The sequence below is a fragment of the Roseateles asaccharophilus genome (assembly GCF_031458115.1).
Classification (GTDB): domain Bacteria; phylum Pseudomonadota; class Gammaproteobacteria; order Burkholderiales; family Burkholderiaceae_C; genus Pelomonas; species Pelomonas asaccharophilus_A.
Genome location: NZ_JAVDXV010000010.1, coordinates 178,996 through 199,920, shown reverse-complemented (window position 1 = coordinate 199,920; position 20,925 = coordinate 178,996). Strand labels below are relative to the sequence as shown.

Here is a 20,925-nt window from a genome sequence, read left to right as displayed (position 1 = left end):
AGGGCCGGCCACATCGAGGTCGGGGGCGCCCCTTGGGACCGATCAGCCGCAGCGCGGCGCGGGGGGTGAGCAAGCATGCTGTCTCCTGATCTTTGTGATCTGTCGACGCACCCGCCGCATCGGAAACCAGCAGCAAGGCATCTTGAACGCATCTTGCATGACGTCTGACAACGCTGTCAATTGGAATTGACAGCGATGTCAGATCGTATTTCAGCGGCCGACGATGCATGAGCCGGCAAGCCCGGGGAAACAGATTCAGCGCGCGCGGGTGGAGTCGCGCACGATGAGTTCGTGCGCCAGCACCTTGTGCAGGTCCGCGTCATCGACCGGCGCGACGGCGTCCGCCCGGGAGGCGCCCACCAGCATCTCCACCGCCGTACGCGCCATCTCGGCGACCGGCTGGCGGACGGTGGTCAGCGGCGGCCAGACGAGGGCAGCCGTGGGTGAATCGTCGAAACCCGCCACCGACAGCTCGCTAGGCACGTTCAGCCCCAGCCGATGCGCGGCGGCGAGCACGCCCAGCGCCATGTCGTCGTTGCTGGCGAACACGGCGGTCGGCCGCTGGCGGCCGCTGAGCAACTTGTGCGCGGCATCGCGGCCGCTGGCAAACGTGAAGTTGCCGGGCTGGATCAGTTCAGGATCGGGCTGCAGGCCATGCGCTTGCAGCGCGTTGACGAAGCCCTGGTAGCGCGCCGCGCTGGCCGACTGGTCCGCCGGCCCCTTGATGAAGGCGATGTGCCGATGGCCCAGGCTGAGCAGCAGGTTGGTGATCTCCTCGGCCGCATGCACATCGTCCATGCGCACCGACTGCACGCCGCGGATGTCGCGCTCCGGGGACATCAGCACGCAGGGCGTGCCGCTCTCGCGCAGCGCGGCGAGCACCTCGGGGTTGTCGCACAGCGGCGGCGTCAGAATCATGCCGTCGGGCCGCAGCGCGAGCACCATGCGGTCGATCTGCTGGCGCAGGTCGGGTGCATCGTTGTGAAGTGACTCGACAACCAGGTGATAGCCCAGCTCGCGGCAACGCAGCGTGGCGCCCTGCTGGACGCTGCCGACGAAGATCGCGCTGGGGTCGTAATAAAGCAGGCCGATCAGGAAAGACCGTCCACCTGCGAGGCTGCGTGCCGACTGCTTGGGCCGGTAGCGCAGCGCCTCCACCACCTTGAGCACCTGATCTCGGGTGCTCTCGTGCACACCAGGCTCATGGTTGAGCACGCGCGACACCGTCTTGATCGACACCCCCGCCTCGCGGGCGACGTCGACGATGGTGGGGCTGGAGCCGCGCGCGCTCATGGGCACGAAGAATTACTTCTTCTTGGCCTTGGCGGCCGGCTTTGCAGCGGGCTTGGCAGCGGCCTTCTTGGCAGCAGCCTTGGGGTCCACGGCGGCCTTGAAGCCAGCGCCCGGGGTGAACTTGGGCAGCTTGGCGGCAGCGATCTTGATCTTGGCGCCGGTGCTGGGGTTCACGCCGTTGCGGGCGGCACGGGCGTGCTGCTTGAAGGAGCCGAAGCCCGGGATCGACACGGAGCCACCCTTCTTCACGGTGGTGACGACGGCGTCCAGCAGCGTCTCCAGGACGCGGCCGGCTTCAGCCTTGCTCAGTTCGTGCTTGGCGGCCAGGTGTTCGATCAGATCGGTCTTGTTCATGCGGGGGGTCTCGTTCAAAACGCGCCCGAACGGCTCGGGCGGGCGCGATTGTGGCGCATGCTGGCGGGCATACTCCGTTGGCAGAGTCCCGTAGCCATCGCAATGTCCCCGCCTGTGCACTTTGCCTCCGTCCTCGACGCCCTGCCGCAACAAGTCTGGAAGGCCGACGCACAAGGCCGGCTGCTTTGGATGAACGCGCGCCTCGCCGAGGCCTTGAACCGCCCCGCCCTACCCGTGGCGCTGGCGCAATGCCTGCATGAAGACGACCGCGCCGCATTCGAGGAGCGCTGGCGCGCGGCACAGGCGGCGGGCCGCTTCGAGATGGAATATCGCGTCGGCAGCCACTGGATGCTGGCGCAGGCGCAGCGCCTGCCAGACTCGCCGCTGTGGCTGGGCACGCACACCGACATCGCCGGCCGCCGCGCCGCCGAGAACCGGCTGCACGAGGCGGATGCGATCTGGAAGCTGGCGCTGGAAAGCAGCGGCGATGGCGTGTGGGACTGGCATGTGCAGGCCGGCGTGGAGTACTTCTCCGAGCGCTATCTGCGCCTGTACGGCTTCGAACCCGGCGACGTGGACGCCACGCCCGAAGCCTTCGATGCGCGCACTCACCCCGACGACCTGGCCCAGATGGCCCAGGACCGCGACGACCACTTCGCTGGCCGCACGCCCCTGTACCGCAACGAGCATCGCGTGCTGTCCAAGGACGGCCAGTGGAAATGGATCCTGAGCCGCGGCATGGTCATCGCGCGCGACACGGCCGGCCGGCCGCTGCGCATGGTGGGCACGCACACCGACATCACGGAGCGCAAGCGCCAGGAGACGCTGGTCTGGCAGCAGGCGCGCGTCGATGCACTGACCGGCCTGCCCAACCGCCGCGCGCTGCGCGAGCGCATTGAGCGCGCGTTGGCCCAGCGCACGGTGCGGGGGGAGGAACTGGCCGTGCTGTTCGTCGACCTGGACCACTTCAAGGAAGTCAACGATTCGCTGGGCCACGACGTGGGCGACGCGCTGCTGGTGCAGGTCGCCGAGCGGCTGCAGGGCTGCATGCCGGACGGCAGCGGCGTCGTGGCGCGCATGGGCGGCGACGAGTTCACCGTGCTGCTGACGGCCGCGCAGGCCGCGCCGCAGGCCGAGCGCATCGGGCATCAGTTGCTGGAGGCGCTGTCGGAGGCCTTCCAGGTTGCGGGCGAGCGGGTCTATGTGTCGGCCAGCATCGGCGTCAGCCTCGCGCCGCGCGACGGGCTGGAGATCGAAGCGCTGTTCAAGCACGCCGACCTCGCGCTGTACGAGGCCAAGGGTGCGGGACGCAACCGCATGGCGATGTTCACGCCGGCGCTGCACGACGCCGCGCAGCGCCGCGCCCGTCTGGCCGGCGAACTGCGCGAGGCGCTGCGGCTGCAGCAGTTCAGCCTGGTCTACCAGCCCATCCTGTCGCTGCGCGATCCGACGGCCGCGCCGCGCAAGGCCGAGGCCTTGCTGCGCTGGCGGCATCCGCAACTGGGCGACGTCAGCCCGGCGCAGTTCATCCCCATCGCCGAGACCAGCGGCCTCATCGTGGACATCGGCGACTGGGTGTTCCGCGAAGCAGCCGCCCAGGCATTGGCGTGGCGCGAGGCCGGGCACGGGGGCTTCCAGATCAGCATCAACAAGTCGCCGGTGCAGTTCCTCAGCGAGCGCAGCCACCGCATGCAGCCCGACTGGATCTCGCACCTGCGCAGCCTGGGCCTGGGCGGCGATGCGCTGGCCGTGGAGATCACCGAGGGCTTGCTGCTGGAGCGCGACGAAGCGGTGGCCGAGCGGCTGCGCGCGCTGCGCGACGCGGGGCTGGCGATCTCGCTGGACGATTTCGGCACCGGCTATTCATCGCTGAGCTATCTGCAGCATCACGACATCGACACGGTGAAGATCGACCGCAGCTTCGTCGCCGGGCTGGAAAACGGCGGCAAGGCGCTGGCCCTGTGCCGGGCCATCGTGACGATGGCGCGCGAACTGGGGCTGGAGGTCGTCGCAGAGGGCGTGGAGACCGAGGCGCAGATGGTCGCGCTGCGCGATATGGGCTGCGACTGGGGACAGGGGTGGTGGTTTGGGAAGGGCGTTTCGGCGGGGGAGTTTGAGGAGAGGTGGTTTGGCGCCGCCACTGCAGGCTCGGTTGCCGCCACCACGCGCTGAACGGCCCATCGAGGGCCATTCAGCGGGGACTCGGTCACGTCCCGCGACCCCGGCAGACACATGCCTTTGCCGCGTTCCGCGTCCCACTTTGGCGCCACGCGCCAAAGTGGTCGAGTCCTCTCCTGGGCCCCAAAACGCAAAAGGCCAGCACTTGCGTGCTGGCCTTTCTTGTTTGGTGCCCAGGAGAGGACTCGAACCTCCACGGAGTTACCCGCTAGTACCTGAAACTAGTGCGTCTACCAATTCCGCCACCTGGGCTTTCAGGGAGGCCGGACTATAGCCCAGTTTTTTACCCTCCCCGACGAAGTTCAACTCAAATGTCGAACTTCACGCCCTGAGCAAGAGGCAATTCGCTGGAGTAGTTCACGGTGTTGGTGGTGCGGCGCATATAGGCCTTCCAGGCATCCGACCCGCTCTCGCGGCCACCGCCCGTTTCCTTCTCGCCACCGAACGCACCGCCGATCTCGGCACCGGACGTGCCGATGTTGACGTTGGCAATGCCGCAGTCGCTGCCGGCCGCGCTCATGAAGCGCTCGGCTTCGCGGATGTCGGTCGTGAAGATGGCCGACGACAGGCCTTGCGGCACGCCGTTCTGCAACTCGATGGCCTCTTCCAGCGTCTTGTACTTCAGCGTGTAGAGGATGGGCGCGAAGGTCTCGTGGCAGACCACCTCGGTCTGCGCCGGCATGCGCACCAGCGCGGGCACGGCGTAGTAGGCCTCGGGGAAGCGCTCGGCCAGCGCGCGTTCGCCACCCGACACCTGGCCGCCCTGCTCGCGTGCGGCGCTCAGCGCGAACTGCATCGCATCAAACGCCTGCGCGTCGATCAGCGGGCCGATCAAGGTGCCCTGCTCCACCGGCGAGCCGATGGGCAGCTGCGCGCGGGCGCGGTCCAGGCGCTCGACCAGCGCGTCATGGATGCTCTCGTGCACGATGACGCGGCGCGTCGTCGTGCAGCGCTGGCCGGCCGTGCCGTAGGCGCCGAACAGGATGCCGCGCACGGCCAGGTCCAGGTCGGCGCTGGGAGTCACGATGATGGCGTTGTTGCCGCCCAGCTCCAAGAGAACCCGGCCGAAACGTGCCGCCACGCGCGGGCCGACAGCGCGGCCCATGCGCGTCGAGCCGGTGGCGGACACCAGCGCCACGCGAGCGTCGTCCACCATGGCCTCGCCCACGTCGGCTCGGCCGATGATCAGCTCGGACAGGCCGTCAGGCGCGGCGTTGCCCGCAGCGCGATAGGCATTCACGGCGCGCTCGAACAGCGCCTGCGTGGCCAGCGCGGTCAGCGGCGTCTTCTCGGACGGCTTCCACACGCAGGCGTCACCGGCCACGATTGCCAGCGCAGAGTTCCACGCCCACACGGCAACCGGGAAGTTGAACGCCGAGATGATGCCCACGACACCCAGCGGCAGCCACTGTTCCATCATGCGATGGCCGGGGCGCTCGCTGGCGATGGTCAGGCCGTGCAACTGACGACTCAAACCGACCGCGAACTCGCAGATGTCGATCATTTCCTGGACTTCGCCCAGGCCTTCACTGGTCACCTTGCCGGCCTCGATGGAGACCAGTTGCGCCAGTTGGGACTTGTGCGCGCGCAGTTCCTCGCCAAACAGGCGCACCAGCTCGCCGCGCTTGGGCGCCGGCACCACGCGCCAGGCCTTGAAGGCCTCGTGCGCACGGCCCACGGCGGCCTGCATGTCGGCGGCGCTGGCGGTCGGGATCTGGGCCAGCACGCTGCCGTCGATGGGCGAGCGCACGGTCAGGTCGCCGCCCGAGTTCGAGGTTTGCGGCAGGTGGACGCCCAGCGCGTCCAGGATGGTGAGGGTTTGTTGCTTCATGGTCGGCATTCTCTTCAGGAGATGGACTCGACCTGGCGCGATTGCTGGTACGCCGAGCCGAAGCGGTTGGCCAGGAAGTCCGGCAGCGCGACCTCCTCCTGGCGCACAAAGCCCTGCTGCGGCAGCTTGCCTTCACGGAACAGGTCCACCGCGGCGCAGATGCCGGCAGCGGTCGTGATCTGGATGGCCGACAGCGGCTGCTTGCCATCACGCGTCGCGAAGATCTTGCGCGCGAACACCTCCTGCAGCAACACGCCGTTCTTCATGCCCGACACGGTCACGAACACCAGCACCACGTCCTGCATGGTCGCCGGCATGCTCTTGCGCATGATGTCCTTCAGGTTGCCCTGGTCGCTCTTCAGGCCCAGGTCGCCCAGCAGGAACTGCATCAGGTCGCGGTGGCCGGGGTAGCGCACGGTCTTGTAGTCCAGGTTGCGCACCTTGCCCGCCCAGGTCTCGCACAGCGTGCCGAGGCCGCCGGACGTGTTGAAGGCCTCGTACTCGGTGCCGTCCAGGCTGAAGTGCTCCAGGCCCTCCAACGGCAGCGCGGCGATGGTCTCGCCCTCGTGGATGGCCTCGCAGGGGTGGCAGTACTCGTTGATGAGGCCGTCCACCGACCACGTCAGGTTGTACTTCAGCGCATTGGTCGGGAAGGCCGGCAGTGCGCCGACGCGCATCTGCACGTCGCGCACGGAGTCGAAGCCGCTGGCCAGGTGGTGGGCCACGATGCCGATGAAGCCCGGCGCCAGGCCACACTGCGGCATGAAGGCGGTTTTGGCGCCCTTGGCCATGTCCTTGATGGCCTTGGTGGCGGCCACGTCCTCGGTCAGGTCGAAGTAGTGGCAGCCGCACTCCAGCGCCAGTTCGGCGGCGGTGATGGCCAGGTGGTAGGGCAGCGCGTTGACGACGGCGTCCTTGCCGCGCAGCTGGGCCGCCAGCGCGGCACGGTTGTCGCTGTCGACTTCCGCCGTGGCGATGCCCTCGGCGGCCAGCACCTTCAGGTAGCCGGCGTTCTTGTCGAGCACGGTGACCTGGTAGTCGCCGGTGGCGTGCAGCAGGCGGGCGATGGTCTGGCCGATATGGCCGGCGCCGAGCAGGGCAATCTTCATGAGGGGCTCCAGGCTGGTTTTGTGTTGGGCCGCACTCTAGGCAGGGTGGATGACGAAAGAAAGCATTGTTCCGACGAAATCAATTGCCGATTCGTCGAATCGTCGCGATGATTCGCCGTTATGAATGAATCACGGGTAAACCCACCCCCCAGCGCCGACGACCTCGACCGCCAGCTGATCCTGCTGCTGCAGGCCAACGCCCGCGAAAGCACCGCCACGCTGGCGCGCAAGCTGGGCGTGGCGCGCACCACCGTCGTCGCGCGGCTGGCTCGGCTGGAGGCCAGCGGGCGCATCGTGGGCTACACGGCGCGGCTGGGCGGCGATGAAGCCGGGCGCAGCGTGCAGGCCTTCGTGGGCATCACCGTCAGCCCCAAGGCCGGGCGCGAGGTGGTGAAGCGCCTATCAGAACTGCCCGAGCTGCGCCAGCTCGCCAGCGTCAGTGGTGAGTTCGACTACATGGCGCTCCTGCGCGCCGACACTACGGCCCGGCTCGACGCGCTGCTCGACGAGATCGGCGACATCGACGGCGTGCTGCGCACCAACAGTTCGGTCGTGCTGGCTTTGCGCGTTGACCGACAGACCTGAAAGAAATGAAGCCCCTCGCCCAACGATTACGTTGGTCGGTCCCCCGAGGGGACGGCGATGCTTGTGGCGTTGAGCCACAAGCACATCGCCCCAGGCGGGCCGGCTTGGGAGCGGCCCGGCGCTCGGCCCGCACGGCATGAACAACTGACAAGGAGACTTTCAATGACCTGGCTTGCCCTCGGCCTCGCCCTCTTCCTCGGCATCCACCTGACCCGCGCCATGGCGCCGCGCTGGCGCAACGCACAGATCGCCCGGCTGGGCGACAAGGGCTGGAAGGGGATCTACACCCTCGTGTCGCTGATCGGCTTCGGCCTGATCCTCTGGGGCTACTCGCAGGCCCGCCTGCACCCGATGGTGTTGTGGGCACCCATACGCGGCATGAACCACGCGGCGGCGCTGCTGGTGCTGGTCGCCATGGTCCTGATGGCGGCGGCCTACGTGCCGCGCAACCACTTCAAGGCCAAGCTGCAGCACCCGATGACGCTGTCGGTCAAGGTCTGGGCCCTTGCGCATCTGCTGGCCAACAACACGCTGGCCGACGTGATGCTGTTTGGCAGCTTCCTGGTCTGGTCCATCCTGGTGTTCCGCGCGGCGCGCCGCCGGCCGGCACCCACGACGGCGGCGCCGACGCTCGCAGGCACCGCGGCCACCGTCGCGGCCGGCTTCGCGCTGTGGGCCTTTTTCGCGTTCTGGGCGCACGCCGCGTGGCTGGGCATCTCGCCCATGGGCTAACGCGTACGGCGCGCGCATAGACTCGGGCCGACATGGCCTACCGCTCCCGTCTTTCGCGTCGTTGTTGGATGCGCCCGCTGGCCGCGCTGTTAGGGCTGGCGGCGTTGACGGCACAGGCCAGCCCCATGACCGCCTGCGGCGAACCCGGCCTGGGGCCGCCCTGGCTGTACCGCACGCCGGGCCAGCCCCAGCAGCTGAAAGGCTTTCTCGTCGACCTCTGGACGCCGCTGTTCGCCCGGCACGGCGTGACGCTGAAGCTGATCGGCGACCTGCCTTTCAAACGCTGTCTGCGCGCGGTCGCGCAGGGCGAAATCGACTTCGCGCTCGCCGCCTACCGAGACGAGGAGCGCGCGCAGACGCTGGCCTTCTCGGCGCCGTACAAGACCTTCACGCCGCAGCTGTTCTTCCGCGCCGCCAGGCCGCTGCAGGTCAACAGCCGCGCCGACCTGAAGCGCTGGCGCGGCTGCGGCAAGAACGGCGCCAGCTATGCCCACTACGGGCTGGCGCCCGGCGACCTGGACCAGGGTGCACGCAACTACCAGCAGCTCATCGAGAAGCTGATGCTGGGGCGCTGCGACTACTTCGTCGAGGAGCTGGAAGTCATCGAGCAGCTGGAGCTGGGTAAGGTCAACCACCTGGCCACGCCCGGGCTGGCGCATGCGCCGCTGCCGGACGTGCCGGCGCCGGCCTTCCATCTCGTTGCCGCACGCGACAGTGCCGCGGCCGCCCTGCTGCCACGACTGAACGCCGAGTTCGCCGAGGCCCTGCGCAAGGGCGAGGTCGCGCGCCACTGGCGGCGCCACGCCGGCAACCTGCCCTACTGACGCATCAGCGGCGGCAGCTGTCCATCAACCGCGTCAGGCCCAGCAGCGCATCCATCATGGGCGTCGCGATGCCCAGCTGCTGCGCCAACTCGCGCGGCGCGGCCAGCAGCGCGTCGGTCTCGATCGCACGATGGGCCTCGATGTCCTGCAGCATCGACGTCTTGAACGCGCCCAGCGAGCGCGTGATGACATGGCGGTCCTGCGGCGACTGCGCGATCGGGCAGCCCACGCGCTCGCCGATGACCGCCGCCTCGCGCATGATGGCCGTCGTGAACTCGCGTACCAGCTCGTCGGCCAGGATGCGGTCGGTCGTCGCGCGCGTCAGCGCCGACACCGGGTTGGTGGTCATGTTGCCCCACAGCTTGTAGAACACCTCGCGCTGGATGCTGTCGACCGCCTTGGCGCCGAAGCCGGCGCCGGCGAGCAGCGCCGCCACCTCGTCCACCGACCCGCTGCCGCCACCGCAGGCCTCGCCGATCAGCAGGCCATTGCCCATCACATGGCTGATGCAGCCCGGCGCGGTCGTGAAGCAGCTGGCGTGCACCACGCAGCCGATGACGCGCTCGGGCGGGATCAGCGCGGCGATGCGGCCGCCCGGGTCTACGCAGTCCAACGCAAGACCCGGCACCGGCAGCCCGGCCGTGAACCACCAGGGCAGGCCGTTCAGCGCCGTCAGCACGCGCGTGTGCGGCCCGCACAGTGCCGCGACCTGCGCGGCCACGCCGGCGATGGCCGGGCCCTTGACGGCCAGGATGACCAGATCTTGCGGCCCCAGCGCCGCGGCATCGTCACTCACGCGCAGCGGCACGGCCAGCGTCTGCCCGCCGCTGTCCAGCCGCAACCCGTGATCGCGCACGGCGGCCAGCGTGTCGCCACGTGCCAGCGCGCTGACGTTCAAGCCGTCCAGCCGCGCCAGATGCGCGCCCATCCAGCCGCCTATGGCCCCCAGGCCCACGATGCAGACGTCCTTCAACATGGGGATCAGTCTCGCATGCGAGCTTGTCCGGCCCCCGCGGCGCGGCCATCATCCGTCGTCACCCGAGGAGACCGCAGTCATGGCCACCAAGACCAAGAAGCCCGCCGCCGCCATCATTCCCAAGCTGGACGCCCGCCCCGACCGGCTGGACCTGCGCGACCTGATCTACCGCTCGCCGCTGCGCTCGCTGCCCGCGCGTTGGCCGCTGGATGTCGACCTGAAGAAGCTGCTGCCCGCCTATGTGAAGGCCGGCCGCATCCTGAACCAGGGCAACGAGGGCGCGTGCACCGGCTTTGGCCTGGCCTGCGTGACCAACTACCTGTACTGGCTGCGCCACCTGCAACTCCCGCGCGGCCAGCAGCCCGATCTCGTCAGCCCGCGCATGTTCTACGAGTTGGCCAAGCTGTACGACGAATGGCCGGGCCAGGACTATGAAGGCTCGTCCTGCCGCGGCGCGCTGAAGGGCTGGCACAAGCACGGCGTCTGCACCGAGACGCTGTGGCCCTACCCGCTGGACCGCGACGGCCAGGGCACCTTCGCACGCCCGCTGCCGGGCTGGGACGACGACGCCACCGGCCGCACGCTGGGCGTCTACTACCGCGTCGACAAGAAGAGCGTCGTCGACATGCAGGCCGCCATCTACGAGATCGGTGCCGTCTACGTGTCGGCCGACGTGCACAACGGCTGGGGCCTGGGGCCGTCGCCCATGCCCACCAGCCACGACAAGCTGCCGCGCATCGGCGCCATGGTGCAGAAGACCGGCGGCCATGCGTTCGCGCTGGTGGGTTTCAACGAGCGCGGCTTCGTCGTGCAGAACAGCTGGGGCACCGCCTGGGGCGCCAGCGGCTTCGCCATCCTGCCGTATGAAGACTGGGTGACCAACGCCACCGACGCCTGGGCCGTGGCCCTGGGCGTGCCGCAGGACCTGTCGGACGTCAAGGCCCGCCAGGTGCCCGGAGCCAAGCCGGCCAAGGGTGCGGCGGCCAGCGGCTTCCGCGTGATGGCAGGGCGCGGCCTGTCCGACGTGGGCGCCACGCTGAGCCAGGGCGACAACCCGCGCGACGACCCCTGGCCCTTCAAGCACCAGTTCGACCACAAGCCCTACCAGCCGCTGCGCACCGACGAGGCCTACACGCACACGCTGGTGTCGGGCAACGACGGCCAGCTGATGGCGACAGATTTCACGCGCGAGCGCAGCGACCGCGCCGGCCTGGCGCGCGAGTTGATCGTCGAGCGGCCGCTGAACTGGTTCAAGGCCAGCAAGGCCAAGACGCTGAAGCTCGCCATCTACGCGCACGGCGGGCTGAACTCCGAGGTGGGCTCGCTGCAGCGCATCCGCGTGCTGGCGCCCTACTTCCTGGCCAACGGCATCTACCCGCTGTTCTTCACGTGGAAGACCGGCCCCGGCGAGACGCTGAAGTACATGCTGGAAGACCTGAAGCACCGCATCGTCGACAGCGGCGACCGCAGCGAGGGCTGGCTGGACAAGCTGCGCGACGCCGCCTCCGAGGCCAAGGACCGCAGCATCGAGGCCGTCGGCCGGCAGTTCGCGCGCGGCATCTGGAGCGAGATGCGCGAGAACGCCGCCGGCGGCGCGACGACCGACCATGTGCTGGAAGTCTCCGCCCGCATGCTGCACGAACTGCGCGACGCGCTGGCCAAGAACGGCCAGGCGCTGGAGTTGCACCTGATCGGCCATTCGGCCGGCTCCATCCTGCTGGGCCATCTGCTGGACCACCTGGCCGGCCCCAAGCCGCTGTCCGTGGCCAGCTGCGAGCTGTACGCCGCCGCCTGCTCCAGCGGCTTCGGCGTGCGGCACTATGGCGGCGCGCACCAGGCCGGCGTGCTGCCGCTGGACCGGCTGCGCCTGCACGTGCTGACCGACGCCAACGAATGCGCCGACGGCCTGCCCAGCGCCGAGCGCGACATCTACGGCAAGAGCCTGCTGTACCTCGTGTCGCGCGCGCTGGACGATGTGCGCAAGCAGCCGCTGCTGGGCATGGAGCGCGCGCTGGTCAAGCCGCTGGCCCATTGGCCGGTCGACCAATGGGCCGACGCCGCCCAGGCCGACATCAAGGCCTGGCGCAAGCTGTGGCCGGCCGGCTCGCTGCTGAACCTGGTCGACACGCCCAAGGTGCGCACCACCAAGACCGGCGACCAGATCGCCGCCAGCCATGGCAGCTTCGACAACAACATCGACGTGCTGACCGGCACGCTGGAGCGCATCCGCGGCGACAAGCTGGTGGCGCCGATGGAATGGCTGGACTACTAGACCACCCCCTACGCGCTTCGCGCGCCCCCTCAAGGGGGCACTCCCGACGGACCGGCAAAGCCGGATCCGTGGGAGTCACTGGAGGGACGGCGACGGCTGCGCCGCGCCTGGAATGCGGCAGTCACGTCTGCACGGGGTTCGCACCACGGATCGGCAAAGCCGGATCGTTTGAGCATCGCGGGCCGGCCGGCGACGGCCGCGCCATGCCTTGAACACCGACAATCGCGCCCATGAAATACCTGCACACCATGGTCCGCGTCGAGAACGTCGACGCGTCGATGCGCTTCTACTGCGACGCCCTGGGCCTGCGCGAAGTGCGCCGCCACGAGAGCGAGGCCGGCCGCTTCACGCTGATCTACCTGGCCGCGCCCGGCGATGACGACGCCCAGGTCGAGCTGACCTACAACTGGCCCGACGCCGATGGCAAGGGCGAGCAATACACCGGCGGCCGCAACTTCGGCCACCTGGCCTATGCGGTGGACGACATCTACGCCGCCTGCCAGAAGCTGGCCGACCACGGCATCACCATCAACCGCCCGCCGCGCGACGGCCGCATGGCCTTCGTGCGCTCGCCGGACGGCATCTCCGTCGAGCTGCTGCAGCACGGCCCGGCGCTGGCGCCGGCCGAGCCCTGGGCGTCCATGCCCAACACCGGCAGCTGGTGATCGCGCCTGCATGACGCAGGCGGTGGGCGCCGCACACCCCGGCCTCAGGCTGGGGCCGTGGGAGCTGCTGCGCAGCATTGGCAGCGGCGGGCTGGCTGAAGTCTGGGAGGCGCGTCGCGTCGACGGCCTGTACGACGCCCGCGCCGCCATCAAGCTGCTGCAGGGCGACGGCGCCACCGCGGCCGTGGCCCGCCGCTTCATGCGCGAGCGTGCTGCGCTGGGCCGTCTGACGCACACCGGCATCGCCGCGTTGCTGGATGCCGGCGTGCAGCCGCCCCATGCCTACCTGGTGCTGGAGTTCGTCGACGGCCTGCCGCTGGACCAATACGTACGCCGCCACTGCCCCACGGTGGCCCAGCGCGTCGCGCTGCTGCTGCAGATCGCCGACGCCGTGGAGTACGCGCACGGCCGGCTGGTGGTGCACCGCGACCTCAAGCCCGCCAACATCCTCGCCACCGCCGACGGCCAGCCCAAGCTGCTGGACTTCGGCCTCGCCGCCTCGCCCGGCCAGGATGCCGAAGACACCCGCGCCGGCCTGACGCCCGGCTATGCGGCGCCCGAACAGGTCGCCGAAGACGCGGCCAGCACCGCGGTCGACGTGTTCGCGCTGGGCGTGCTGCTGTTCGAACTGCTCAGCGGCCAGCTGCCGTTCGGCCGCCGCGGCGACAGCCGCGCGGTGCTGGACCACGCCGTGCTGCACCAGCCGCCGCACCGCCTGGCCGCGTTGCTGAAATTGGCGCCGGACGACGGCCAAGGCCCGGGCGCGCCGCGCGACGCACGCCGCGCGCTGGGCGATCTGGAAGCCATCGCCAACCAGGCGCTGGGCAAGCTGCCCGAGCAGCGCTATGCCGGCGTGCACGCCTTCATCGACGACCTGCGCCGCTGGCAGGTGCAGCTGCCCGTGGCCGCGCGGCGCGATCACGGCCGGCTGCGCCGAACCACGCTGCTGCTGCGCCGCCACGCGCTGCTGTCCACGCTGGGCGGGCTGCTGCTGGCCAGCCTCGTCGCCGGCCTGGGCGCCAGCACCTGGCAGTGGCAGCGCGCCGAGACCGCGCGGCAGCGCAGCGATGCGGTGGGGCGTTTCCTGGCCGACCTGCTGTCCGAGGACGGCCACCTGCGCGAGAACGGCCGCTCGCCCAATGTGCTGGAGCTGCTGGACGACAGCCGCGACAAGCTGGACACGGCCTTCGCCGACGACCCCGCCACGCGCCAGCGGCTGCTGGAGGTCATGTCGCGCACCTACATGGCGCTGAACCGCTTCGACCACGCGCAGCCGCTGGGCGAACAGTGGCTCGCGCTGGCCCGCCAGCAGCACGGCGAGGACGAGCGGCCGGTGCTGCAGGCACGGTTGAGCTTGGGCCAGGTGCACCAGATCAACGGCAACCACGACGCCGCCATCGCGCTGCTGGAGCCGCTGGCTGCGCCGCTGGCGCGCGAGTTCGGGCCCGACAGCGAGGAGGTGCGCCAGCAGCAGTTCATCCTCGCCGCCGACTACATGCACTCCGGCAGGCTGGACGACTCCGAGCGCGCGCTGGAGCGCGTGCGCGTGCTGACCGAGAAGCTGCATCCCCATGACGACTACGAGCGCGCCGACTACCTGCTGAACCTGGACGTGCTGCGCCGCATGCAAGGCCGCGTGGCCGAAGCGCTGCAGGTCGCGCGGCAGACCAAACCGCTGTGGAACAGCCCCGACCCGCGGCTGACGATCCCGGTGCTGGTGCTGCGTCGCCACGAGCTGTCGCTGATGGGCATGAACGCCGAGTTCGACGGCATCGACGAGCGCGGCGGCCCGCTGCTGGCCGACATCCGCCGCGCGCTGGGGCCGGGCAATGATTTCGCGCTGCAGGTCGCCAGCAACTGGGCCTATGTGCAACAGTGGGAAGGCCGCCATGCGGACGAGCTGCGCACGCGCCGGACGCTGCTGGACGGCGCCCGCGCCGACGGCTTGGCGTCGGCGCAGCTGCTGACCTTCCGCGCCGAGCTGCTGGTGGCGCAGGCGCGCGGCGGCCGGCCCGATCTGCCGGCGATGCGCGCGCTGCTGGCCGAGGCGGCCGCGCTGGACGGCGGCGGGCGGCGCGGCCGCAGCCTGATGCTGTTGGCCGAGGCCGCGCTGGCCGCCGGCGAGCCCGCGCTGGCCACCGACGCGCTGCAACGGCTGCGCGAGCGCCCGCTGCCCGGCGCGCTGGCGTTGCGCGGCAGCCGGCTCGACCAGGTCGAGGGCCGGCTGGCCCGCGCGCTGGGCGACCTGGGTCGCAGCGCCGAGCTGCTGGCCCGTGTCACGGACATCGGCGTCATCCAGCGCTGGGCGGCCCGCCTCGACCGGGCGCTGACGGCGCAGCTGCAGCGCACGCCGGACGCGGTGCAATTGCTTGAAGCCGCCCATCAGGCGCGGCCCGCGGTGCTGCGGCCTGGCCATCCGCTGGACCTCGTCTCGCAATGGCTGCAAGCACGCCAGACCGCAGGCCGCGACGACGACGCACTGGTTCAGGCCGCATGGAAGCAACTGGCCTCGGCGCGTGGCCCCGGTGCCGCGCCGCCGACGCTGGGCACCCTGGGCGGGTTGCTGCCTTAGTGCCTCAAAGCGCCAGGCTGTCGGCCCAGATGTTCTCGGCCCAGCCGCGCGCATAGGCCGCCTCGGCCGCACTGGCCGCGGCCGACACGCCGCCCGAGCCGGGCACCGTCTTCATCGTCTTGTCGGCCGCGTCGTAGCGGTGCACCGAGGCCACGTGCATGGCCTCGTCCGGCGTGACGAAGCTGTAGCAGGTGTTCATCACCAGCGGCTCGGGGTTCACGGCCTCGCCCTTCAGCAACTGCAGCACGGCCGCCGCGGCCAGCTTGGCCTGCTGGTTGGCCAGGTGGCCGGACTTGGGCATGCCTGGCGCCGACAGGATGGCGTCGCCCACCACATGCACGCCCGGTGCAGCCTGGGCCTCCATCGTCAGCCAGTCCACCCCCACCCAGCGGCGGTTCACGTTGGCGAACGGCAGCGCCAGGTCGCCGGCGCGCTGCGGCGGGATCAGGTTCAGCACATCGGCGCGGATGTCCTCGAACTCGAAGCGCGCAACGCCGTCGGCCGTCACCTCCTTCAGCTCGGCATTGGGCCGGTACTCCAGCACGCCGGCATGGTGCTGCGCGAACGCGCGCTCGAACAAGGACTTCTTGCTCTGCACCTCGGGGTTGGCGTCCAGCACCAGCAACTTGGCACGCGGCCGGGCGCGGCGCAGCCAGGACGCGATCAGGCAGGCGCGCTCGTAGGGCCCGGGCGGGCAGCGGTACGGCGCCTTGGGGATGCTCATCAGCACGACGCCGCCGTCGGGCAGCGCCTCCAGCTGGCGACGCAGGCTCAGCGTCTGCGCGCCGGCCTGCCAGGCATGCAGCGCGCGGCCGCTGGCGAACGCGGCCGGCAGGCCCGGCACGTCGTCGGCCACCAGGCCGATGCCGGGCGCCAGGACCAGCCGGTCGCTGTGGATACGGCTGCCGTCGGCCAGCTGCACGCTGCGCCGGGCCGGGTCGATCGCGACGACCTCGCCGCGCACGCGCTTCACGCCCAGCGCCTGCAGGCCCGCATAGCCGTGGCTGATGCTGGCCAGATCGCGCGCGCTGGCGATGACCAGGTTGGACATCGGGCAGGAGATGAAGCCCTCGTGGCGCTCCACCAGCGTGACGTCCACCGCCGCGCCGCCCCACAGCTTCAGGTAGCGCGCGGCCGTGGCGCCGCCGAAGCCGCCGCCCACGACGACGACGCGGCCCACCGCTGCCGTGGGCGTCACGCAGCCGGCCAGCGCCAGGCCGCCGGCTGCGATCAGGTGGCGGCGCTGCATCATGGCCTGGCCTGCGCTTCGAAATAGGCCGCGATGGCGCGCAGTTGCGCCTCGCTGTAGCCCTTGACGATCTGCGGCATCACGGTGCCGGGCTGCCTGCCGCTGCGGTAGTCGGCCAGCAGTTCCAGCATGACGCCCGACTTCATGCCCGCCAGCGGCGGCATCACGGTGCCGCGCGGCCGGCCCTGCGTGCCATGGCAGCTGGCGCAGGTGGCCGCGAGATTGCGGCCGGTGTTGATGTCCTGCGCCAGCGCAGGAAGGCCAAATGCAACCACAGAGACGCCGAGGCACAGAGAAAAGACGGAAGTTCCTCTGTGTCTCCGTGTCCCTGTGGTTGCATTCATGAGCTGGTTCAGAGTTTGTGCGAACGATCCCCGCGTTCAAAACCAATCGCATCGAACGGCGCATTCAGCGGCGCGAAGCCCACCACCTTGAACAACTCGCCCATCTCGTGCTCGGCCAGCAGGCGATGCGCCATCGCGCGCTCGCTTAAGCGAGCGCCGGTCAGCAGATCGGCGATGCCGCAGTTGAGCAGGAAATTGGCCTGGCTGGTATAGCCCAGCACGACCAGCCCCGCATCTTGCCCCGCCAGCGCGATGCCGGTGAAGTTGACGTGGGCCGTGATGTCCTTGTCGCCCACGGCCAGCAGCGGATCGGGGTCGGCCAGGTGGCCCTGGTGGCACATCAGCGTGCCGCCATGGCGCTGCGGGTGGTAGTACTCGGCCTCGGGGAAGCCGTAGTCGATGAAGAAGGCCGCACCACGCTTCAGCGCACGCGCCAGCGTCTTCGTGAAGGCCTCGGCCTGCGGGTGGATCTCGGTGACGGTGCCGGGCACGAAACCCGTGTCTATGGGCGGGCGCTGCATCGTGGCGCGATCCTCGAACGCGAAGCCCTCACCCGCGGCCACGACGCCGCGCTCGCGCCACACCTGGCCGTCGAACGAGAGCAGCTGCACCGGCATCGCGTCCAGCACCTCGTTGCCGATGACCACCGCCTCGATCTGCTCGGGCAGCGCGTCCAGCCATTCGACGCGGTCACTCCAATGCGCCAGGCGTTCGCGCTGGCGCTCGCGCAGCTCGGCCGACAGCTCCACGATGCGGTAGCGCGCCAGGCCTGCACCGAGCGCGTCCAGCTCGGCGATCAGCTGCGCGGCCAGCGCGCCGGAGCCGGCGCCGAACTCCATGACGTCGCGGCAGCCGCTGGCGTCCATGGCCTGCGCGAGCTGGCGCGCCAGCGCGCGGCCGAACAGCGGCGACATCTCCGGCGCGGTGACGAAGTCAGAGCCCTGCGAGGGCATGGTGCCGAACTTGCGCCGGCCGCCCGCGTAGTAGCCCAGGCCCGGCTCGTACAAGGCCATGCTCATGAAGCGGTCGAACGGCAGCCAGCCGCCCTCTGCGGCGATCTGCGCGCGGATCTTGTCGTTCAGATTCATCTTGCCTTGACCCAGGCCTCGAACTCGGCCGCCGGCATGGGCGCGCCCACCAGCTCGCCCTGGAACTGTTGGCAGCCCCAGCCGGACAGCAGCTGCCACTGCGCCGCGGTGCGCACGCCTTCGGCCGTGACGGTCAGGCCCAAGCCCACGGCCATCTGCACGATGGCGCGCGTGATGGCCTGCGCGCCCACGTCGTCGGGCAGCCGGGCGACGAAACCCTGGTCGATCTTGAGCTTGTCCAGCGGCAGCTCGGTCAGGTGGGCCAGCGACGTGTAGCCGGTGCCGAAGTCGTCCACCGACACGGTCAGCCCCTGGGCGCGCAGCGCGCTGAGCGTGGCGGGCGCATGCTCGATGTCGTCGATCAGCATGCGCTCGGTCAGTTCCAGCTCCAGCCACTGGCCCTTGGCGCCCGCCTCGGCCAGCACGCGGCCGACCGTGTCGGCAAAGCCGTTCAGGTTGAACTGCATGCGCGACAGGTTGACGGCGATGCGCATGGGCCCGTGCCCGCTCGTGAGCCCCTGCTCGCGCCACCGCCGCGCGGTCTGCGCGGCCTCGCGCAGCACCCATTCGCCCAGAGCGAGCATCAAGCGGTGGCGCTCGGCGACGAAGATGAAACGGTCCGGCGACAGCAGGCCACGCTCCGGGTGGCGCCAGCGCAGCAGCGCCTCGGCGCCCGACAGCTGGCCCGTGGTCGCCTCCACCTGCGGCTGGAAGAACAGCTCGAACTCGTTGCGCGTCAGGCCCTGCGCCAGCTCGGCCTCCAGCACGAGGTCGGCATAGGCCGTCTCGGCCAGCGCGGGCTCGAAGAACTGATACGTCGCGCGTCCACGGGCTTTCGCGCGGTACATGGCCGTGTCGGCATGCTGGATCAGCTCGTCGGCCTGGCGGCCGTCGTCCGGGAACACGGCCACGCCGATGGACGGCGTGACGGACAGCGAGCGGCCGTCGGCCTTGACCGGCACTTCCACGACGGACAGCAGCGCCTCCAGCACGACGATGACGTCGGCGCGGCTCTCCAGGTCGCTGAGCAGCACGACGAACTCGTCGCCGCCGAAGCGGCCCACGAGGTCGCTGCCGCGCAGCGCGCCGATGAGGCGTTCGGACACGGTGGTCAGCACCTGGTCGCCCTCGAGATGACCCAGCGAGTCGTTGACGCGCTTGAAGTTGTCCAGGTCGATGAACAGCAGCGCCAGCATCTCGCCCTTGCGCTCGGCGCGCCTGAGCATGCCGGCCATGCGGTCCATGAAAGACGCGCGGTTCAGCAGCCCGGTCAGCGCGTCGTGGTGCGCCAGGTGCTGGATGCGCGCCTCGCTCTCGATGCGGTCACGGATGTCGCGCACGATGGTCATGCGCAGCTTCTCGCCGTCGCGCTCCAGCGTGCGCACGATGAACTCGACCGGGATGCGCGTGCCGTCCTTGTGCAGCACGGCGGTCTCGTAGCGCAGCTCCCGGCCCAGGCGCATGACCTCCTTGACCTTGGGCAGCTCGTCCTCGGCGATGAAGGACAGCACGTGGCGCCCCACCATCTCGGCCAGCGTGTAGCCCACCAGCTCGCAGCACGGCGGGTTCACGTCGGTGGTGATGCCGTCCTTGTGGAACAGGATGCCTTCCACCGTGGCCTGCATGAACTTGTCCAGCCGCGCCTCGGACTCGCGCATCGCGCGCTCGGCGAGCCGGAACTTGGTGATGTCGTTGATCAGCACGCAGCTGGCCACCGGCTCGCCGTCCGGGCCCAGTTGCGGGATCAGGTGCACCTCGATCCAGCGCGGCGTGCCGTCGGCCTCGGGCAGCTCGCGCTCGTAGCTGACGGCCACGCGCTCCGACAGCACGCGGTCCACGGACGGCTGGATCAACGCCACGGCCTCGGTGCCGATGATCTCGGCGAAGGTCTTGCCGAGGATGCTCTGCTCGGTCAGCCCGAAGGCGCTGGCATAGCCGCGGTTGGCGAACAGACAGACCTGGGTCTTGGCGTCGTAGAGGGCGATCCAGGCCGGCAGGTAGTCGGCCAGCAACTTGAATCGCGCAGCCTCCACGGAGCGCGCCGCATCGTCGGCAGCGCTCATGTGTTGAAGGTCTTGCGGGCCAGACACAGGTCGTCCCAGGCTCCGGCCTTGTCGGCCGGATTTCGCAGCAGATAGCCTGGATGGTAGGTGACCACCACGGGCAGGTCGCGCCACAAATGCACGCGCCCGCGCAGCCGGCCCAGCGGGTCGGCGCTGCCGCTCAGCCGGCGCGCGGCATGCAGGCCCATGGCCAGCACCAGCCGGGGCTGCAGCAGCTCCACCAGCCGCGCCAACTGGGCCTCGCCGGCCTCCAGCTCCTGCGGCAGCGGCGGCCGGCCACGTGGTGCCCGGCCTGGCACGATGGGGGCGACGAAGGCCGTCGCGCCGTCGCCGCTCACGCGTTGACCCACGGCCGCCAGCATGCGGTCCAGCAGCCGGCCGGCGTCACCGCCGAGCAGTTCGCCGGCGCCCTCATCGGCTTCGTCCGGCGGATCGGTGACGACCAGCCAGGTCGCCTGCGGCTGCGCACCGCGCCCGAACAGGTGCACACGGTGCTCGCAGGCGCCGCAGGCGCGGCCGTCCAGCACGGCCTCGCGCAGCGCGGCCAGGTCCAGGCCGGCCAGTGCCGTCGGCACCACGGCGGCAGCACGCGGCGTGGGCGTCGGGGGGCGCGCGGCCATCGGCGCGGGCACAGGTGCGGCTGCGGGCGCGCGTTCGACGGCGACCAGCGCGGGCGCCTCGACGACGACAGCACCCGCGACGTCGGGTGCCTCGTGAGCCTCGGCCTGCTCCGGCAGCCGGAAGCCCATCTCGGCGAGCATGGCCCGCTGGCGTTGGTCCCAGCTCATCG

17 protein-coding genes and 1 tRNA gene are annotated in these 20,925 nt (G+C 70.2%); 7 read left to right on the top strand and 11 right to left on the bottom strand.

The features are described from left to right. Positions 1-255: 255 nt before the first annotated feature. Together J2X21_RS23670 and J2X21_RS23665 are read right to left on the bottom strand one after the other, a co-directional pair. Positions 256-1,293 (bottom strand): LacI family DNA-binding transcriptional regulator, encoded by a 1,038-nt coding sequence (locus J2X21_RS23670; protein WP_310332623.1) that lies wholly within the window; start codon positions 1,291-1,293, stop codon positions 256-258. Positions 1,294-1,305: 12 nt separating this feature from the next. Continuing rightward, positions 1,306-1,767 carry an HU family DNA-binding protein gene (locus tag J2X21_RS23665; RefSeq protein ID WP_310332589.1) on the bottom strand — a complete coding sequence of 154 codons (462 nt, stop codon included), beginning with the start codon at positions 1,765-1,767 and terminating at the stop codon, positions 1,306-1,308. Between J2X21_RS23665 and J2X21_RS23660 the strand changes: the two genes are divergently transcribed. Further along, positions 1,762-3,819: a putative bifunctional diguanylate cyclase/phosphodiesterase gene (locus tag J2X21_RS23660; protein WP_310332588.1), complete on the top strand. Its 2,058-nt coding sequence runs from the start codon at positions 1,762-1,764 to the stop codon at positions 3,817-3,819. The genes J2X21_RS23665 and J2X21_RS23660 overlap by 6 nt on opposite strands. Positions 3,820-3,992: 173 nt before the next feature. Here the strand turns inward: J2X21_RS23660 and J2X21_RS23655 are convergent. From J2X21_RS23655 to J2X21_RS23645, 3 genes are all read right to left on the bottom strand, one after another. Beyond that, a tRNA-Leu gene (locus J2X21_RS23655) sits at positions 3,993-4,077 on the bottom strand. A gap of 55 nt (positions 4,078-4,132) precedes the next feature. Then, entirely contained in the window at positions 4,133-5,665 is a 1,533-nt protein-coding gene (gene amaB / locus J2X21_RS23650; RefSeq protein ID WP_404667401.1) for an L-piperidine-6-carboxylate dehydrogenase, read from the bottom strand. A gap of 5 nt (positions 5,666-5,670) precedes the next feature. Next, a complete protein-coding gene (locus J2X21_RS23645) occupies positions 5,671-6,765 on the bottom strand; it encodes a saccharopine dehydrogenase family protein (protein ID WP_310332586.1) in 1,095 nt (364 codons plus the stop codon). A 120-nt stretch (positions 6,766-6,885) separates the two neighbouring features. On the opposite strand from J2X21_RS23645, the gene J2X21_RS23640 reads away from it, so the two are divergent. From J2X21_RS23640 to J2X21_RS23630, 3 genes are all read left to right on the top strand, one after another. Next, positions 6,886-7,350, top strand: a complete 465-nt coding sequence (locus J2X21_RS23640; RefSeq protein ID WP_310332585.1) for an Lrp/AsnC family transcriptional regulator — start codon at positions 6,886-6,888, stop codon at positions 7,348-7,350. Between the two features lie 162 nt (positions 7,351-7,512). Beyond that, entirely contained in the window at positions 7,513-8,082 is a 570-nt protein-coding gene (locus J2X21_RS23635) for an NnrU family protein (protein WP_310332584.1), read from the top strand. A 68-nt stretch (positions 8,083-8,150) separates the two neighbouring features. After that, positions 8,151-8,906 carry a substrate-binding periplasmic protein gene (locus tag J2X21_RS23630; RefSeq protein WP_310332583.1) on the top strand — a complete coding sequence of 252 codons (756 nt, stop codon included), beginning with the start codon at positions 8,151-8,153 and terminating at the stop codon, positions 8,904-8,906. A gap of 4 nt (positions 8,907-8,910) precedes the next feature. On the opposite strand, the gene J2X21_RS23625 is transcribed toward J2X21_RS23630, so the two are convergent. Continuing rightward, positions 8,911-9,882 (bottom strand): 2-dehydropantoate 2-reductase, encoded by a 972-nt coding sequence (locus tag J2X21_RS23625; protein WP_310332582.1) that lies wholly within the window; start codon positions 9,880-9,882, stop codon positions 8,911-8,913. A gap of 79 nt (positions 9,883-9,961) precedes the next feature. Between J2X21_RS23625 and J2X21_RS23620 the strand changes: the two genes are divergently transcribed. The 3 genes from J2X21_RS23620 to J2X21_RS23610 all read left to right on the top strand — a co-directional run bounded on the left by J2X21_RS23620 (position 9,962) and on the right by J2X21_RS23610 (position 15,391). Next, positions 9,962-12,154, top strand: coding sequence for a C1 family peptidase (locus J2X21_RS23620; protein WP_310332581.1), 2,193 nt, complete (start codon positions 9,962-9,964; stop codon positions 12,152-12,154). Between the two features lie 230 nt (positions 12,155-12,384). Continuing rightward, on the top strand, positions 12,385-12,819 hold the full coding sequence (locus J2X21_RS23615; RefSeq protein WP_310332580.1) for a VOC family protein: 435 nt from the start codon (positions 12,385-12,387) through the stop codon (positions 12,817-12,819). A 10-nt stretch (positions 12,820-12,829) separates the two neighbouring features. Then, the gene (locus tag J2X21_RS23610) at positions 12,830-15,391 is read left to right on the top strand and encodes a serine/threonine-protein kinase (protein WP_310332579.1); all 2,562 of its coding nucleotides are present in this window, start codon (positions 12,830-12,832) and stop codon (positions 15,389-15,391) included. A 4-nt stretch (positions 15,392-15,395) separates the two neighbouring features. Here the strand turns inward: J2X21_RS23610 and J2X21_RS23605 are convergent, their stop codons facing one another. The 5 genes from J2X21_RS23605 to J2X21_RS23585 form a co-directional block, all read right to left on the bottom strand. After that, positions 15,396-16,640: an NAD(P)/FAD-dependent oxidoreductase gene (locus J2X21_RS23605; protein ID WP_310332622.1), complete on the bottom strand. Its 1,245-nt coding sequence runs from the start codon at positions 16,638-16,640 to the stop codon at positions 15,396-15,398. After that, positions 16,640-16,915 (bottom strand): c-type cytochrome, encoded by a 276-nt coding sequence (locus tag J2X21_RS23600; RefSeq protein WP_310332578.1) that lies wholly within the window; start codon positions 16,913-16,915, stop codon positions 16,640-16,642. Before J2X21_RS23600 ends, J2X21_RS23605 begins: the two co-directional genes overlap by 1 nt. A 77-nt stretch (positions 16,916-16,992) precedes the next feature. After that, on the bottom strand, positions 16,993-18,072 hold the full coding sequence (locus J2X21_RS23595) for a class I SAM-dependent methyltransferase (protein WP_310332577.1): 1,080 nt from the start codon (positions 18,070-18,072) through the stop codon (positions 16,993-16,995). Next, positions 18,069-20,135, bottom strand: coding sequence for a putative bifunctional diguanylate cyclase/phosphodiesterase (locus tag J2X21_RS23590; RefSeq protein WP_310332576.1), 2,067 nt, complete (start codon positions 20,133-20,135; stop codon positions 18,069-18,071). The genes J2X21_RS23595 and J2X21_RS23590 overlap by 4 nt, the downstream gene beginning before the upstream one ends. Then, entirely contained in the window at positions 20,132-20,923 is a 792-nt protein-coding gene (locus tag J2X21_RS23585; RefSeq protein WP_310332575.1) for a uracil-DNA glycosylase, read from the bottom strand. Before J2X21_RS23585 ends, J2X21_RS23590 begins: the two co-directional genes overlap by 4 nt. Positions 20,924-20,925: the final 2 nt, after the last annotated feature.